The sequence below is a fragment of the Paenibacillus sp. Y568 genome (genome assembly GCF_059445545.1).
Genome location: NZ_JCAIUM010000012.1, coordinates 118430 through 133079, shown reverse-complemented (window position 1 = coordinate 133079; position 14650 = coordinate 118430). Strand labels below are relative to the sequence as shown.

Sequence of the window (14650 nt, the reverse complement as noted above, 5' to 3'; positions counted from 1 at the left end):
GATGTTACCTTGTGGATTTATATTTACCACTGTGAATGATATGGACGATTACTTCGATATCATGAAGAGAATCCTCTGTTAACAGGAAGTTATTCTGCTGATGTAGTTCCTTCCACCTTTTAACATTAGATCGAAACAGTGAATTCTCCAGATTTAACACGTCACTTTGAATAGCTAACCCTTTGTTATAGCTATTCCTTATTTCTGAAGCGATAACCTTTGCTGTGTCTTTTTTTAAAGTTGGATTTGATGTGGGTTCAATTAGCTCATTCAAATAGATATTAGCGCTAACTTTCACGTTGTATTGTACTTCTCCTGCTACAACTTTTGGGATAATAGCATGACGTGGCTTTATGATGACCACATTTGCTACGGGATCTTCTGCCGGAACATTTGTTGGTACTCGATCAATATCTTTTTGTAGCCATCGGACACCCTGTAGGTCTTCTTCTGACATCCATCCGAGTAATTTATCATGTCTTAACATAAATGCGCCATTTGTTTTGAGTAATGACATTTTCTTCTCATCTTCCAACCATGTTTTGTTATCGATAGCAAGAGAAGGTATCATTACAGATCCGCTACCTTCTGAAGAGTCTGCAATCACTTTATATCCATATTCCGGCTTGATAATAGAAAATTGTTCATATACTTGCTGTGGCGTACTCAGAATGGATTCAATGGGTGAGGCATTTAGCAAGGATTTCAATGCGAATATTTTAGCTATGGGTTCCTTCGTGCCATAGATTAGAACGTTATACCGTATTTCACGATAGCGATTGACAGTAGAATAGACTTGCTGGATTTTTCCTTCATGCTTTAATAAATTCTCACTACATACAATAGTCCTAACATGACCCCAGAACACTCTCTCTTGTGCTGTAGAATAGAGCGAACTAGCGGCTTCAGATACAGTCCTGCCTTCACCTTGTCCGATCCACACAGGTACTATTTTCCCCACTTCCACGGATTCGTTTTTCGCTATATTGGCGAAATTAAGAATCTGTGCATAGGCTTTGTACTTGCCATCAACATAATCAAAACCTAGAGCGTTAACATAGGCCATTTTTTCGATTTCTTTAGCGTCCCAGCAACCTGATAATAGGGCTAAGGAAATAACACTGACTAATAGTCTTTTTATGATTGTCATGAAGGATCTTCCTCTTGATGATCAGAGTCGATGGTATTTAAGTCTTGCGGTTTTTGATTCATTTTAGTCCAAGGGAAACGTAATACGGACTGAACAATATCTTTGAAATTGGGAGGTGACAGTGGTGAGAAGTAGGGAATTCCGAATGTTTGCAATCTTGACATATACAAGATCATAAGGACTACTCCCAACAAGAGCCCATATATCCCAAGAACTGAAGACATCAGAAACAGTCCAAGTCTTATAAGACTAACTACCGAACTGAGGGATTGATTAACCAAAGTTACCCCACAGACAGCAGTAACGCCTCCGATAACCACGACGGAAGGTGATACTAGTCCTGCACGAATAGATGCATCTCCTATAATTAACCCTCCGATGACTGTTAATGTCTGTCCAATTGTACTGGGTAATCGGACACCCGCTTCACGAAAGATTTCGAGAAGAATAAGGAGTAAGAACATCTCTACAGGTGATGTGAAGGGAAGACCGATTCGTGCAGTTGATATCGTAGCCATTAAATAGAAGGGTATCTCATCCGGATGAAATGTAGTTAAAGCAACATAAGCTCCAGGTAGTATAATGGACAATACAAAACTTAGTGCACGAATGAGACGAACAAACGAAACGTAAAAAAAACTAAAATGAATATCCTCAGGTGATTTCAATAGCAAAGTAAATGTCCCCGGACCAATAAGTACCATAGGGCTTCCATCAATAACAACCACAAATCTTCCATTCAGTAATGAACTAACTACGTAATCTGGACGACCCGTGAAATCCAATAATGGAAAGAGAGAGTATTTAGAATCAGACAGGATTTCCTCAAGTTGACCAACACCTGAAATTCCATCAACATCAATATTATCCAGTCTTCGTTTTATCTCCTTCAGAATCTTTGGCGAGATGATATCTTCGAAATAAAGTAAGCCAACCTTAGTTTTGGTTCGTGTGCCAAGAATATATCTCTCATAACAAAGTGATTTACTACGAATCCGTTTACGAATTAATGCAACGTTCACGACGACACTTTCTACAAAACCATCCTTCGGTCCTTTAATGGATATTTCAGTACTCGATTCTTCCGGAGTTCTTGAAGGGATCTGACTGATATTTACCGTTAAGAACGTATTCAGTTGCGGAAAAAATACGACAAGATAACCTTCAAATAAAACCTCAAAAAGGATCTCCTTGGATGCCTCCTTCTCAAGCGATACAAGTTGTAAAGACCCATACATCGTTCCTTGGTGAAGAATGAATTCGTTATGTTCTTGATACAATTTCTGCAATTCTGCTAATACGGTACGGTTGATTAGATCAGATTGTATCGTTCCTTCACTATAGATAAGAACTATCTCTGACGACGGGGAGTCATCGTAATGATGAACAAATACGGATATATCTGCAGATTTCTTGAACATGTCCTTCAGTTTCTGTGGAGTCCAAAGTACTTTGTTGTCTTCAACTGAATGATGGCTCAAGTAGAACCCCCCTTAGCAGGTTTGGTGAAAAGTGAGATATAAAGCCACAGTAAAGTGAGTAACACACTTACTATTAATGTAACAGGAACAAATATACGATACGTCCATTGGTAGAAGTCATTCTGGCTAATAGGAAGTAATGACAGTAGAATGAAACTCGTCGATATGAAAAGAAGAAATCGTGTACGTGTGACCTGATTTCTAAAAGGTAACATATCTCCAAGTAAATACTGAACAAGACTGACTCGAATCGTTGCTCCAGCTAACCATTGAAATACAGATAAGAAATCAACATGTTCAATATAGGCTCCGAGCCTCAGAAGCCGCCATTGTTCATAGGGTGACTGAAACTGTTTGGAAGCTTCATGAGGGCCAAATTCAGTAATGGCTCCTATAATTGGACCTATGGATATGTAAATTAAGATAGCTCCTATTAAGATGATCTGCCACACACGAATTTTAGTTTTTAAATGATGTTGCATAATGACAATGATGAGTAACTCCGTAATTCCCCCGCCAACATACACTAACCCATTAAAAACGGGACCCCATCCATTTTCTAACATAGGTTGTAATCGTTCATAATCTTTCTGTGGAATATTCGTTACACTTACAAAAATGCCAAGTACAATAACGATGGGAAGTAGGATTCCAGAGCCGATCGCAATGGATTTCAGCCCCACTTTGGCACAGTAAAAACATACAAGAACTAAGCTAATCACTAACACTATCCTTGGAGTAGAGGGAAGATAGCTTGTAAAAGTCCATGTTACGGTATGGTATATCGTTGTTCCCCCTATTAAATAGAGTTGAATAAACATGGGAATGATGAGTATCCACGCGACAATGGGATGGGTGCGTTGAATAAGCCATGGTAGTAATTTTTGTTGCCCAGATTTCTTCATAAACAGGGCAATAAAGACGAACCAAGGGATGAATATAAAGAAGGAGATAATGATCGAAATCCATGAATCCCTACCTGCTGAATCTAGAAGCATTGGGTTGATAATGACGTGTGTCATCAGTCCGTTGCTTAACATGAGAATCATAATGGTCTGTAAAAAACTTATTTTTCCAATGGATGCACTCATCTTTACCACCTTCATTCTTAGCACGTTAGCGTTCTTTCCCTTTAAGTTTCCCTTGAAAACCAATTTCTATGTAATCAATACGGAATATTAGAGAAGGGTAACATTGAATTTATGATACACTGGAGTAAGAAACGAATGTAAAAGGCAAGGAGATTAGACAATCATGAAGTTAGTATCTTGGAATGTAAATGGTTTGAGAGCTTGTGTTACCAAAGGGTTCAATGCGTATTTCGAAGAATCTGATGCGGATATTTTTTGCGTTCAAGAGACGAAGTTACAGGAAGGGCAGATTAACCTGGAGCAGGATGATGATGGATATACACAATATTGGAATTACGCTCTGAAAAAAGGGTATTCCGGTACTGCTATTTTCACAAAAATAGAGCCTTTGTCTGTTCGATATGGTATAGAAGAGGATCATGAGGACGAAGGTCGTATCATTACGCTAGAATTCGATGCTTTCTATCTTGTGAATGTATATACACCTAATGCAAAACGTGATCTAGCTAGGCTAGAATACAGGCTGGAGTGGGAAGACCGTTTCCGTAACTATGTCCAGCAATTAGATGTCCTTAAGCCTGTCATTATTTGTGGTGATTTAAATGTTGCTCATCAAGAAATTGATCTAAAGAACCCGAAATCGAATTATAATAACTCTGGATTTACACCTGAAGAAAGGGGTAAAATGACGACGTTGTTAGATGCTGGTTTCACGGATTCATTCAGATATCTCTATCCTGATCGGGTTGATGCTTATAGTTGGTGGTCTTATATGGCTAAAGTAAGGGAGCGAAATATTGGATGGAGAATTGATTATTTTCTTGTCTCGTCTAGATTGCAACCTTCGCTGTTAGATGCAGGAATTGATCAACATGTCATGGGTAGCGATCATTGTCCAATTACGTTAGTCCTTGAAGATATAAACAATGAAATGGATGCTATGTCAAAATAAAACTACTGGAGGAATAGAGTAATGAAAGAGTTCGATATGATGTTGGAGAAATATGCTGAGCTGGTCGTTAAAGTTGGAGTGAACATACAACCTGGACAAGTTCTTGTCGTTCAAGCCCCATTGGAAACCGTGGATCTGACACGCTTAATCGTAGCTAAGGCCTATGAAGCTGGAGCTAAATATGTACAGGTTGAGTGGGAAGATGAAGCCATCACACGTATCCGATATGAAAAGGCCAATGACGAATCCTTTAACTATTATCCGAAGTGGCAAGCTGACATGATGGAACAACTTGCAGAAGGCGGAGGAGCTATTTTACATATTAAAGTACCTAATCCGGAATTGTTTCGCGGCATTGATTCATCAAAAGTCTCCAGAGCTGTTAAAGCTGCAGCAGTTGCACGTGAGAAATACCAGGCCTATGTGCGTACGAACAAGTTTAGCTGGTCTTTGATCAAGGCACCAACACGTGCCTGGGCGAATAAAGTATTCGCAGACCTCCCTGAGGAGGAGCGGGTACAAGCGATGTGGGATGCAGTATTCCTTATGAACCGTGTCGAAGCAGATGGATCGCAAGATCCTGTAGCCGCTTGGCGTGAACATATTAAGCAACTTAAAGTAACTCAGGAACGTATGAATGCCAAACGGTATAAGAGCTTGCATTACCGTGCTCCTGGAACCGATTTACGTGTCGAAATGCCACAAGAACATTTATGGCTTGGTGGAGGAGACGAGAATCAGGATGGTGTATACTTTGTAGCGAATATGCCAACGGAAGAAATCTATACGATGCCACTTCGAACGGGTGTGAATGGAAAGGTAACGAGTACACTTCCACTGAATTTAAACGGAAGATTAGTCGAAGGAATGTCATTGACTTTCAAAGAAGGTAAAGTAGTTGAATATGATGCTGAATCAGGTCGTGAACATTTAACTTCACTACTAGAAACTGACGAGGGCGCATCATATCTTGGAGAAATGGCTTTAGTACCTAATGACTCACCCATATCACGCTTGAATCGCGTCTTTTATAATACAGGTATCGATGAGAATGCCTCATGCCACTTTGCACTGGGTAGTGCTTATCCAGTTAATATAGAAGGTGGCACAAAGCTCAGTAAAGAAGAACTACTGTCCAAAGGTGGGAATGTCAGCTTAACCCATGTCGATTTCATGATCGGATCAGATCAGCTTGAGATTGATGGTGAACTGGCTGATGGAACGATCGAACCGGTATTCCGTAACGGGAATTGGGCATGATCTGAATTAAATGCTATCTTTGGAGCGATAGTGGTATTGTTGATATTTTTTGCGATCTCACGAAGTAGTAGGGGACGTTGGTAGTTGGAATAGAATAAGTATTTTCTAGAAAAAAAGGGACGCAATCAGCAATGGAGTCATTGCTGATTGCGTCCCTTTTGTGTTTTTTACACGTATTATACGGTCCTATTTTTTCTTAATAAGTAGTACTTACATGCTGTTTCAAGAACTCTAATGCGTTAAATACCATAATGGCTGCATCAGAACGCGTGATCTCACTTTGAGGATGAAAGGGCTCATCACCATGAAGTGTATTAATGTTCCAAGTTAATGAACGTTGAATCGCACCTTGATACATAGGCGTAATTTCATTCTCATCACTAATGGTGATAGGTACAAGTTTAATCATCGGTAGATTACCTACCTTCTCTACACCTTGAAGCAGATGATACGTAAATTGTTCTTTCGTCATCGGTTTCGTGGGATCGATATCTTTTGGAATATCAATATTGTTGTAAAAGGCATTCACGAACGATTCTGCATACCATGCATCATCTTTAATTTGCGTGAAGTTATCACTAGCTTGAGGCATTTTACTGAATTTCATAGTATCCAAGTTAAGTTGAAGTCCCTTTGAGATAAGCTGAATAGCTTGTGCATTTGTTAAAATTGCCGAAGGTTGGAATTCCGTTACAGTAACGCCTTGAATGATACCTTGCTGTTGTAAAGTAATGATTTTATCTCTTCCTGGAGTGGATCCCAGATCTGTAAATGGCTTGTCAGCTGCATATATCATTCCTCCAAGCGAGAGAGAAAGGATCGATGTGATGGCCATTGTGGAGATTGTCTTCTGTAGTTTCATTGTGTGTTCCTCCTAAGTTTTAATGTAATACATAGGGTGATTCCATTAATTACCTCAATAGACGTGAGATTATTTAAGAATGTTGCAGGTGAATGACATTCATTTTAATTGACTATGATAATCATTATCATTTATAATGAAGTTATCTTCATAGCGTGTGGTTATGAATAATTATTTCGTTGAGGGAGTGTTCGTAATTGCTTATTCAAACAAGAAGTATTGTAGTGGAAAAGGGTAATTCAGATAAAGTTGTTGAGCGTTTCAGTAAAGAAAGTCCAGTAGAAGGCATGGAAGGACTTATAGATATTAGTGTACTCGTAAATAAAAGAAGTAAAGAGAATGAAGAAGTGGTTGTCATGATTCGATGGGAATCAGAAGAGGCATGGAAGAATTGGGAGAAGAGTGATGTTCATATTCAGGGGCATCGAGCGAAAAAAGGGCAGGAAAAACCAGATTATATAATCAGTACAACTGTGAATATGTATGAGAGCAAAATGATCAAAAAGTGTAAAGCTTTTAGCCATCAATAAAATAGTAGCTTCAAACATCAAAACATGGACCACAACATCAAAGGACAACTTCTTCAATAGCAAGAATACGACTTGGCTATTGAATAAGTTGTCCTTTTTCTGTGCACGTGACGAGTCTATGCTGAACGTTTAAGCCTCTTTAGTAAGGGTGCACGATATTTCACTAGAACAAAACGAAGAAGGAAGTATCCGATAATTGAAAATATAATACTGTTCACAACTGAACCTACTACAAAATTCATCCCCATATGACCAAATCTACTGAGATAGTGAGGGGAGATATCAGGTGGGTCTAGATTAGCAATCGATAAGCTGTTCCCTTGAAAGGAAGAGAAGTAGAAAAGACTGAGTAAAAGGAAACCAATCTTATAGTTCAAATAAAACAATCCTGGCCACACAATCGTTCCTAATGAACCTGAAATAACAGCAGCAGCAATATTACCACGTAGTAGTCGAGCAAGACCTAAGGAAAGCAAAATGCCAATCCCAAAGGTTGGAAACCAACAATGGAAAAAACCAGCAATAAAACCAATGGAAATGTAGTGATCGGACTTCTTGATGCGCAATAAACGCAAACTATCATACTTTAATTTCCTGAAGATTCGCAGCTTCATGGTAATTCTTCCTTTACTTGTGAATTCTACAATCTTTACATAGTAGCACTAAATAAAAAGGTTGAAAAGGTAATCTATAGGATATTACCTTCCCCGTTTGTAGACTAGAGTGGCGTTAATTTCTCCCCCGACTAGAATAATAATGGAACTTATATATAGCCACACTAGTAAGATCATTAACCCACCAAGACTTCCATAGGTTCTGGTGAAGTTCCCAAATTGATTGACATAGAGTGAAAATAAGAAGGACGTTGCAATCCAACCAAAGGTTGAAAATATGGCTCCAGGAAGTGCTCCTTTAAAAGTGATTTTGCGACTTGGTGCGAACATGTATAGCAAGGTGAACACAACAATCATGACGACTAAAGGAACTACGTATTGAAGTAAATTCCACAATCGATGAATTCGTTCTGAGAAATGAAATAAAAGAATAATTTGGTCTCCTAGCCAACCTCCGAATACCAGTAGAAGGATGCTAAGCAGGATCACAAATCCAAGAACGACAGTTGCTAGTATGGAAATACCTCTTACTTTCCATAATGCCCTATTCTCAATAGTGTCATAAGCTTTGTTAAGTCCCTTTACAACGGCATTGATGCCCCTTGAGGCTGCCCATAATGTGGCTAACATACCGAAAGAGAGTAGAGCTTGGCTTCTTCCTAGAGAAACATCTTTTACAATATCTTCAATAATGTTCACTGCTTCAATAGGTATGATTTCCCTAAGACCCGTAATTCTTTCTTCCATAGAAATGTTGGCATAACCAATGAGGGTCATTATAAAGATGAGGAATGGAAAGAAAGACAGAATAAGATAATAGGTTAATTGAGCACTGATGGCTTGAACATCGTCAGCACGTATTTTCTTGAATAGTTGTTTAGAGAAATCAATCAACCTTGCTACTTTACCTTTATTCATATTACCCCTCACTTGGAAAGTAATCGGATTCTAACTGCGTTCTTCTATAATATCATTCTACACGTTAGCAGAGTAATTAATCCCTTTCTATAAGATTTATCCAAATACGTACAAATACAGGTATGACACAAATATTACGATGCATGATAGGTGAAGAAAATGTATGTCTATAAGGGGTATTAATGTAGCTATATTCATGATATATTATTATTTTTCTAGTTATGCTAATGAAATGTAGGAGATGTCGAAATATGGTGTCACCCTAGAGCCATATAGTTTCATTTACCACCTCGCTGTGATATAACTAACATTGACAAAGATAATATAATTATTATTTAATAAATCATATGAGTTTAGTTGGATATATCTAATATGTTTCAATCGTTAGGCCAATTATTTCTAAACATAAGAGAAAGTTGAGTGTATATCTATGTTTGCATCTTTGAACGACACACGTATTTATTTCGATGTAGAAGGTTCCGGTTATGTACCTGTAGGTGAAAGTATGAAAAAGAAACCCGTCTTGTTTGCGGTTCATGGAGGACCAGGTAGTGATCATTCTGATTTCAAACCATGGTTGACTCCATTGAGTGAACATATGCAGATTGTTTATTTGGATCAACGATCCAATGGTCAATCTGATCGTGTAGATTTAACAACATGCACGCTTGATCAGCTTGCCGATGATATTGAAGCACTCCGACTATACTTGGGTCTTGGTCAAATATCTGTTCTTGGTCATTCCTTTGGGGGAATGGTAGCGCAGGTATATGCTACAAGATATCCTGAATCATTAGATAAGCTTGTACTAGTATGTACGGCACCAAGTTGGAATTTCTATGCAGATGCACTTGAGTATGCATCAAAGCATGCTTCTTCTGAACAATTAGCCGTGATTCCAGAAATGTTCGAAGGTCGTATTGAGGATGAAGCCCATGCGATTCGTTGGTGGGATGTTTGTTATGATCTTTATTTCCATGTCCATGATGAAGTAGTGATGAGAGAAACGGGAAATCGTCCTATTGGATCACTTGAGGTGGCTAATTATACATTCAAGAACTTATTGCCTTTATATGATGTTCGTCCTAAATTGACTTCGTTGCCTGTGCAGACTTTAATCATTGGTGCGGCATATGATTGGATTACTCCTGTGTCCCAAGCGAAAGAGATGCATCGTTTGATACCGGAATCCAAACTCGCTATCTTTGAGCACAGTGGACATATGCCGTTCATTGAAGAGCACGAAGCATTTATTGAGTTAGTCTCTGGTTTTATTGTTCAAGAGGAAGCTTAAGATTAAGACAATAAAAGTAAAAAGAGGTTTTGCATATGACAACTTTAGAGGATTGGAGAACAGCCCGGGAGCAATCCGTTGCGGAGTATCAAGGTGATCTTGCTCTCATTGGGCTACATACAATTCAACAATCGATGCAGGTTGAAGGGATCCCTGGGATATGGGCACCAACATCAGGCCGTTCTGGCCTAACACTCCGCGCAACGGCTGCTGACCAGATCCTTGTAGACGGGCAGCTTGTTGATGGTATGGTGACTTTAGAAAGTGATCATTCTATCGTTCGGTTCTCAGAAACATTGACGGCAGTTGCAACTGCACAACCAGGATCAGATCATCTATTAGCCGTATATGATACAAATTCGGAAGCCATGAGGTCGTATGAAGGGATCTCTTCATTCCCTTATAATGAGCAATGGATCATTGCAGCTGAATTTGTAATGAATGATAATGATAGAACAGTAGGGTTTGAACATAAGTCCGATGAAGAGGGAAGTATACGACAACATCAGTCTCCAGGAGATATTCATTTCATCCAAGAGGGCGTGTCGTATCGATTAACTCCGTTTGCTTCGGGTAGTGCACTCATTATCGTATTTGGTGATTTAACGAACGGTAAGGAATCTTACGGTATGGGACGAATGCTTCTTGTATCTCCTGATGTGGATGGTAAGGTCATGTTGGATTTTAATAAGTCCTTTTTGCCGCCATGTGCCTTTTCATATCATTTCAACTGCCCACTTCCGCCTGCACATCATCGCTTACCTTTTGAAGTGACTGCAGGAGAGAAGCAAGTGGTTTTTCGTTCGTAAATAGGTTTGTACAAATAACTTTAGGGAGTTGTATGAAATGTCATTTAAATTTTCCATGAGAAATTCAATTGCTACTTTGCTTGTCGCAGCATTATTCATTCTGCCAGCCTGTGGTAATGCAACTAGTACATCAAGTACAGGTGGTGCGAGTTCGAAAAAGGTTGTTAATATCGGAATCTCACACTCCCCAAGCAGTCTAAATCCGTTGTCACCTGTAGGGCTAGCGTCCTCTTATGTTACGGGTCTAATGTTCTTACCCCTTGTTGATATCGATGAAGATCTGACCTTCAAGCCAATGCTTGCAGATTCAATTGAAACGACAGATAATACAACATTTACGATTAAATTGAATGAGAATGCGAAATGGACAGATGGCACTCCTGTAACTTCTGATGATGTGATATTCACGTTGAAGTTGATGGCTAATCCCAAAGTAGCTTCTGTCTATGCCTATACATTTGGTATATTAGAAGGCCTTGATGATACAGGTTATTTGCCTGAAGGGAAGACAGAAATTTCGGGTGTGAAGAAAGTGGACGAGCATACATTAGAATTGAAGACGAAGTCTGCTACAACGTTGAATATTTTCAAAGACACCATCGGTAGATATCTACTGACTGTACCACAGTCTGCATTGAAGGATATTGCGCCTGAGAGTATTAATACTAGTGCTTATATGCAAAAGCCAACAGTTACCAATGGACCTTTTAAACTAGTTGAGTATAGTAGAGATCATTATGTTCAGATGGATGCCAACAAAGACTACTTCAAAGGCGCACCTAAACTTGAGCAGTTGAACTTCAAGGTGTTACAGGGAACAGCCATCTCTACACAGCTTCAAAGTGGAGAAATTGACATGAATATTCCTTCTGTTGGTGTCATTCCTATTGACGATTATGATAAGATTAAAGGATTAGAGGGTATAACTACAGTAGATGGTCCTGCTATCGCAAGTCAGTTTATGTATATCAATGAGAAATCTGTTCCAGATGCTAGACAAAGACAGGCTATTTCTTATGCTCTTAATCGCGAACTTATTGTGAATAACCTTCTTAAAGGAAATGGCGAAGTCGTGGATGGATTCTTTACAAGTTACAGTCCATATGTAGATCCAACCCTTAAACCCGTTTCATATGATCTAGAGAAGGCTAAGAGTCTATTGAAGGAATCTGGATGGGATACTGGCAAAACACTTAATTTGTCTGTTCTATCAGGAGATAGTACACTAGAGAACGCTGCTAATATTATGGCTGAGAATTTAAAGAGTGCTGGCATTAATGTGAAAATTCAATTGGCTGATCTTGCCACACTTATAGATAAGCTTGTGAAAATGGATTACGATCTAGGTATTCTAACGGTATCTCTAACACCTATCAACCCGTTACCTGACGTAGCATACTTCTTACAAAAAGGTAATCCTAATGGTTATAGTAATGGAGAAGTAGATAAACTGATCAATTCATTAAAAGCAGAAACAGATGAAGCGAAGATCAAAGAATACTATAGTGAACTTCAAAAGATTGTCGCTCAAGATGTTCCTATGCCTTCCATCTATTCAACTAAAGCATTGGGTGCCATAAATGATAGAGTAACTGGCGCTAAACCTAAGGACTTTGGTATGTTCATTAATGTGAATGAATGGGATGTTAAATAAGCATTGAACATCATGGGTTAATCAGATTATAAAAGGTGATGACAGAGATGAATGATTTGCTCGAGGTCAGTCATCTGCAAACGGCTTTTGACACGGACCAAGGAATGGTCATAAGTGTAGATGATGTGAGTTTTCGCCTACGGCCAGGGGAAACTCTTGCACTTGTGGGAGAATCGGGCTCTGGAAAGAGTGTTACAGCATTGTCAGTAATGCAACTCCTAGGAAAAGGTAGTCGCATTGTTGGTGGAAAAGTAGTATTTGAGGGTACAAATATATTAGAGCTGGATGACAAAGAAATGAGAGGAATTCGTGGGAATAAGATCTCTATGATCTTTCAGGAACCCATGACTTCTCTCAATCCGGTTCTTACCATTGGGTATCAAATGTGTGAATCGATCATGCTGCATTTGAACCTGAGTAAGAAGGAAGCTCGAGTAAGCGCGATTGAAATGTTGAAGAAGGTGGGCTTACCCAGACCAGAACAGATCATGGATGAATATCCATTAGCCTTATCTGGTGGGATGAGACAGCGGGTTATGATTGCCATGGCACTATCTTGCAAACCTAAGGTTCTCATTGCTGATGAACCTACAACAGCATTGGATGTAACCGTGCAAGCTCAGATCATGCAACTCATGAGGGATTTATGCAAAGAAGCAGGTACAGCCATTTTACTAATTACACATGATTTGGGTGTTGTCGCGGAAATGGCAGATCGTGTACTCGTTATGTATGCGGGTCAAGTGGTGGAAGAAACAGATGTGTTTACACTGTTTGATGAACCTGAGCATCCTTACACGAAAGGATTATTGAGATCCATACCTCGTATAGATACAGAAGAGTATGAGGTGCTTGAGTCTATCCCTGGCGTTGTTCCAACGAGATACCAGTATATTACAGGATGCCGATTCTATAATCGGTGTCCTATTGCGACGGAAAAATGTAAAGAGATACTTCCACCACTGGCTATAACGAAAGAAGATCATTATACTCGTTGCTGGGAAGTTGGTAACATAAAGGATGGGGTGTGGGAGGAAGCATATGAATAGTCAGAATATTATCCAACCCTCACCGCTTCTATCTTTAGAGAATTTGAAAGTTTATTATCCCATTCGTAAAGGGATTATTAAACGTAAAGTTGACAATGTGAAGGCCGTTGACGGGGTAAACTTAAATCTGTATTCAGGTGAGACACTTGGATTAGTCGGCGAGTCAGGCTGTGGGAAATCGACCATTGGGAAGGCCATCGTAGGTTTAGAGAAACCAACTGAAGGACGTATTCTTTTTGATGGGAATGATATCGCTGGATACTCTTCCAGAGAAATGGTATCCCTTCGATCTCAACTACAGATCATTTTCCAAGATCCTTATTCTTCTTTGAATCCTCGGAAGCGGGTAATTGACCTGCTGAGTGAACCTCTCAAGGTTCATGGAATTGTAGCGACTTCAGAGGTATCCAAAGAGGTAGATAGGTTGTTGGAACTTGTTGGGCTTCCACTGAATAGTAAGAACCGATATCCACATGAATTCTCTGGGGGACAACGCCAGAGAATTGGGATAGCGAGGGCACTATCTTTAAGACCGAAACTCATCGTTTGTGATGAACCTGTCTCTGCACTAGATGTGTCCATACAGGCACAAGTTCTAAATTTGTTAAAAGATCTACAGAAGGAATTAAACCTCACTTATCTCTTTATTGCACATGGACTTGGTGCGGTGAAGTATATAAGTGACCGGATCGCGGTCATGTATCTTGGGAAGATTGTTGAGCTTGGCTCGACACGGGATATTTTTCAGAATGCCAAACATCCCTATACTAGAGCATTGATGGATGCTTCACCTGTGCCTAATCCTCATTTAAGAAATAGAGAGCGAATGGTGTTACAGGGAGATGTTCCTAGTCCCGTTAATCCTCCCGAGGGATGTCGCTTTCATACTCGTTGTCCTATGGCTCAAGCCATATGTCGTGAACAGGAGCCTGAGTTGTTAGGAGATAGCCTGCACTCATCTGCCTGTTTTTTCTCTCACTGATGAA

14 protein-coding genes are annotated in these 14650 nt (G+C 39.5%); 8 read left to right on the top strand and 6 right to left on the bottom strand.

The window, feature by feature from the left end:
• Positions 1-4: 4 nt before the first annotated feature.
• From AC1D7X_RS17595 to AC1D7X_RS17585, 3 genes are read right to left on the bottom strand one after another with little or no spacing between them, the layout of a single operon-like run.
• Entirely contained in the window at positions 5-1150 is a 1146-nt protein-coding gene (locus tag AC1D7X_RS17595; protein WP_495457555.1) for a Ger(x)C family spore germination protein, read from the bottom strand.
• Positions 1147-2631 carry a spore germination protein gene (locus AC1D7X_RS17590; protein WP_495457556.1) on the bottom strand — a complete coding sequence of 495 codons (1485 nt, stop codon included), beginning with the start codon at positions 2629-2631 and terminating at the stop codon, positions 1147-1149. The genes AC1D7X_RS17595 and AC1D7X_RS17590 overlap by 4 nt, the downstream gene beginning before the upstream one ends.
• Positions 2628-3722 carry an endospore germination permease gene (locus AC1D7X_RS17585; protein WP_495457557.1) on the bottom strand — a complete coding sequence of 365 codons (1095 nt, stop codon included), beginning with the start codon at positions 3720-3722 and terminating at the stop codon, positions 2628-2630. The genes AC1D7X_RS17590 and AC1D7X_RS17585 overlap by 4 nt, the downstream gene beginning before the upstream one ends.
• A gap of 163 nt (positions 3723-3885) precedes the next feature.
• Between AC1D7X_RS17585 and AC1D7X_RS17580 the strand changes: the two genes are divergently transcribed.
• A complete protein-coding gene (locus AC1D7X_RS17580) occupies positions 3886-4674 on the top strand; it encodes an exodeoxyribonuclease III (RefSeq protein ID WP_495457558.1) in 789 nt (262 codons plus the stop codon).
• A 21-nt stretch (positions 4675-4695) separates the two neighbouring features.
• The gene (locus tag AC1D7X_RS17575) at positions 4696-5934 is read left to right on the top strand and encodes an aminopeptidase (protein WP_495457559.1); all 1239 of its coding nucleotides are present in this window, start codon (positions 4696-4698) and stop codon (positions 5932-5934) included.
• Between the two features lie 196 nt (positions 5935-6130).
• Here the strand turns inward: AC1D7X_RS17575 and AC1D7X_RS17570 are convergent, their stop codons facing one another.
• Positions 6131-6796 carry an S-layer homology domain-containing protein gene (locus tag AC1D7X_RS17570; protein WP_495457560.1) on the bottom strand — a complete coding sequence of 222 codons (666 nt, stop codon included), beginning with the start codon at positions 6794-6796 and terminating at the stop codon, positions 6131-6133.
• Positions 6797-6993: 197 nt separating this feature from the next.
• Here AC1D7X_RS17570 and AC1D7X_RS17565 point away from each other — a divergent pair, with 197 nt between their 5' ends.
• Positions 6994-7326, top strand: a complete 333-nt coding sequence (locus AC1D7X_RS17565; protein WP_495457561.1) for an antibiotic biosynthesis monooxygenase — start codon at positions 6994-6996, stop codon at positions 7324-7326.
• 116 nt (positions 7327-7442) lie between these two features.
• On the opposite strand, the gene AC1D7X_RS17560 is transcribed toward AC1D7X_RS17565, so the two are convergent.
• Together AC1D7X_RS17560 and AC1D7X_RS17555 are read right to left on the bottom strand one after the other, a co-directional pair.
• The gene (locus tag AC1D7X_RS17560; RefSeq protein ID WP_495457562.1) at positions 7443-7940 is read right to left on the bottom strand and encodes a DUF2062 domain-containing protein; all 498 of its coding nucleotides are present in this window, start codon (positions 7938-7940) and stop codon (positions 7443-7445) included.
• 84 nt (positions 7941-8024) lie between these two features.
• Positions 8025-8858 carry a YihY/virulence factor BrkB family protein gene (locus AC1D7X_RS17555; RefSeq protein WP_495475785.1) on the bottom strand — a complete coding sequence of 278 codons (834 nt, stop codon included), beginning with the start codon at positions 8856-8858 and terminating at the stop codon, positions 8025-8027.
• A 430-nt stretch (positions 8859-9288) separates the two neighbouring features.
• Between AC1D7X_RS17555 and AC1D7X_RS17550 the strand changes: the two genes are divergently transcribed.
• From AC1D7X_RS17550 to AC1D7X_RS17530, 5 genes are read left to right on the top strand one after another with little or no spacing between them, the layout of a single operon-like run.
• Positions 9289-10152: an alpha/beta fold hydrolase gene (locus tag AC1D7X_RS17550; protein ID WP_495475784.1), complete on the top strand. Its 864-nt coding sequence runs from the start codon at positions 9289-9291 to the stop codon at positions 10150-10152.
• A 35-nt stretch (positions 10153-10187) separates the two neighbouring features.
• Entirely contained in the window at positions 10188-10961 is a 774-nt protein-coding gene (locus AC1D7X_RS17545; protein WP_495475783.1) for a DUF1684 domain-containing protein, read from the top strand.
• A gap of 37 nt (positions 10962-10998) precedes the next feature.
• Complete coding sequence (locus AC1D7X_RS17540) at positions 10999-12615, top strand: ABC transporter substrate-binding protein (protein ID WP_495475782.1); 1617 nt, start codon at positions 10999-11001, stop codon at positions 12613-12615.
• Positions 12616-12662: 47 nt separating this feature from the next.
• Positions 12663-13664, top strand: coding sequence for an ABC transporter ATP-binding protein (locus AC1D7X_RS17535; RefSeq protein ID WP_495475781.1), 1002 nt, complete (start codon positions 12663-12665; stop codon positions 13662-13664).
• Positions 13657-14646 carry an ABC transporter ATP-binding protein gene (locus AC1D7X_RS17530; RefSeq protein WP_495475780.1) on the top strand — a complete coding sequence of 330 codons (990 nt, stop codon included), beginning with the start codon at positions 13657-13659 and terminating at the stop codon, positions 14644-14646. Before AC1D7X_RS17535 ends, AC1D7X_RS17530 begins: the two co-directional genes overlap by 8 nt.
• The last annotated feature ends 4 nt before the right edge of the window (positions 14647-14650 follow it).

Bases quoted from the DNA above. Each gene is read 5' to 3' on its own strand.
- AC1D7X_RS17550 (WP_495475784.1), top strand. From the start codon at position 9,289: ATGTTTGCATCTTTGAACGACACACGTATTTATTTCGATGTAGAAGGT.
- AC1D7X_RS17580 (WP_495457558.1), top strand. From the start codon at position 3,886: ATGAAGTTAGTATCTTGGAATGTAAATGGTTTGAGAGCTTGTGTTACC.
- AC1D7X_RS17585 (WP_495457557.1), bottom strand. From the start codon at position 3,722: ATGAGTGCATCCATTGGAAAAATAAGTTTTTTACAGACCATTATGATT.
- AC1D7X_RS17555 (WP_495475785.1), bottom strand. From the start codon at position 8,858: ATGAATAAAGGTAAAGTAGCAAGGTTGATTGATTTCTCTAAACAACTA.
- AC1D7X_RS17575 (WP_495457559.1), top strand. From the start codon at position 4,696: ATGAAAGAGTTCGATATGATGTTGGAGAAATATGCTGAGCTGGTCGTT.
- AC1D7X_RS17595 (WP_495457555.1), bottom strand. From the start codon at position 1,150: ATGACAATCATAAAAAGACTATTAGTCAGTGTTATTTCCTTAGCCCTA.
- AC1D7X_RS17530 (WP_495475780.1), top strand. From the start codon at position 13,657: ATGAATAGTCAGAATATTATCCAACCCTCACCGCTTCTATCTTTAGAG.
- AC1D7X_RS17540 (WP_495475782.1), top strand. From the start codon at position 10,999: ATGTCATTTAAATTTTCCATGAGAAATTCAATTGCTACTTTGCTTGTC.
- AC1D7X_RS17545 (WP_495475783.1), top strand. From the start codon at position 10,188: ATGACAACTTTAGAGGATTGGAGAACAGCCCGGGAGCAATCCGTTGCG.
- AC1D7X_RS17570 (WP_495457560.1), bottom strand. From the start codon at position 6,796: ATGAAACTACAGAAGACAATCTCCACAATGGCCATCACATCGATCCTT.
- AC1D7X_RS17535 (WP_495475781.1), top strand. From the start codon at position 12,663: ATGAATGATTTGCTCGAGGTCAGTCATCTGCAAACGGCTTTTGACACG.
- AC1D7X_RS17560 (WP_495457562.1), bottom strand. From the start codon at position 7,940: ATGAAGCTGCGAATCTTCAGGAAATTAAAGTATGATAGTTTGCGTTTA.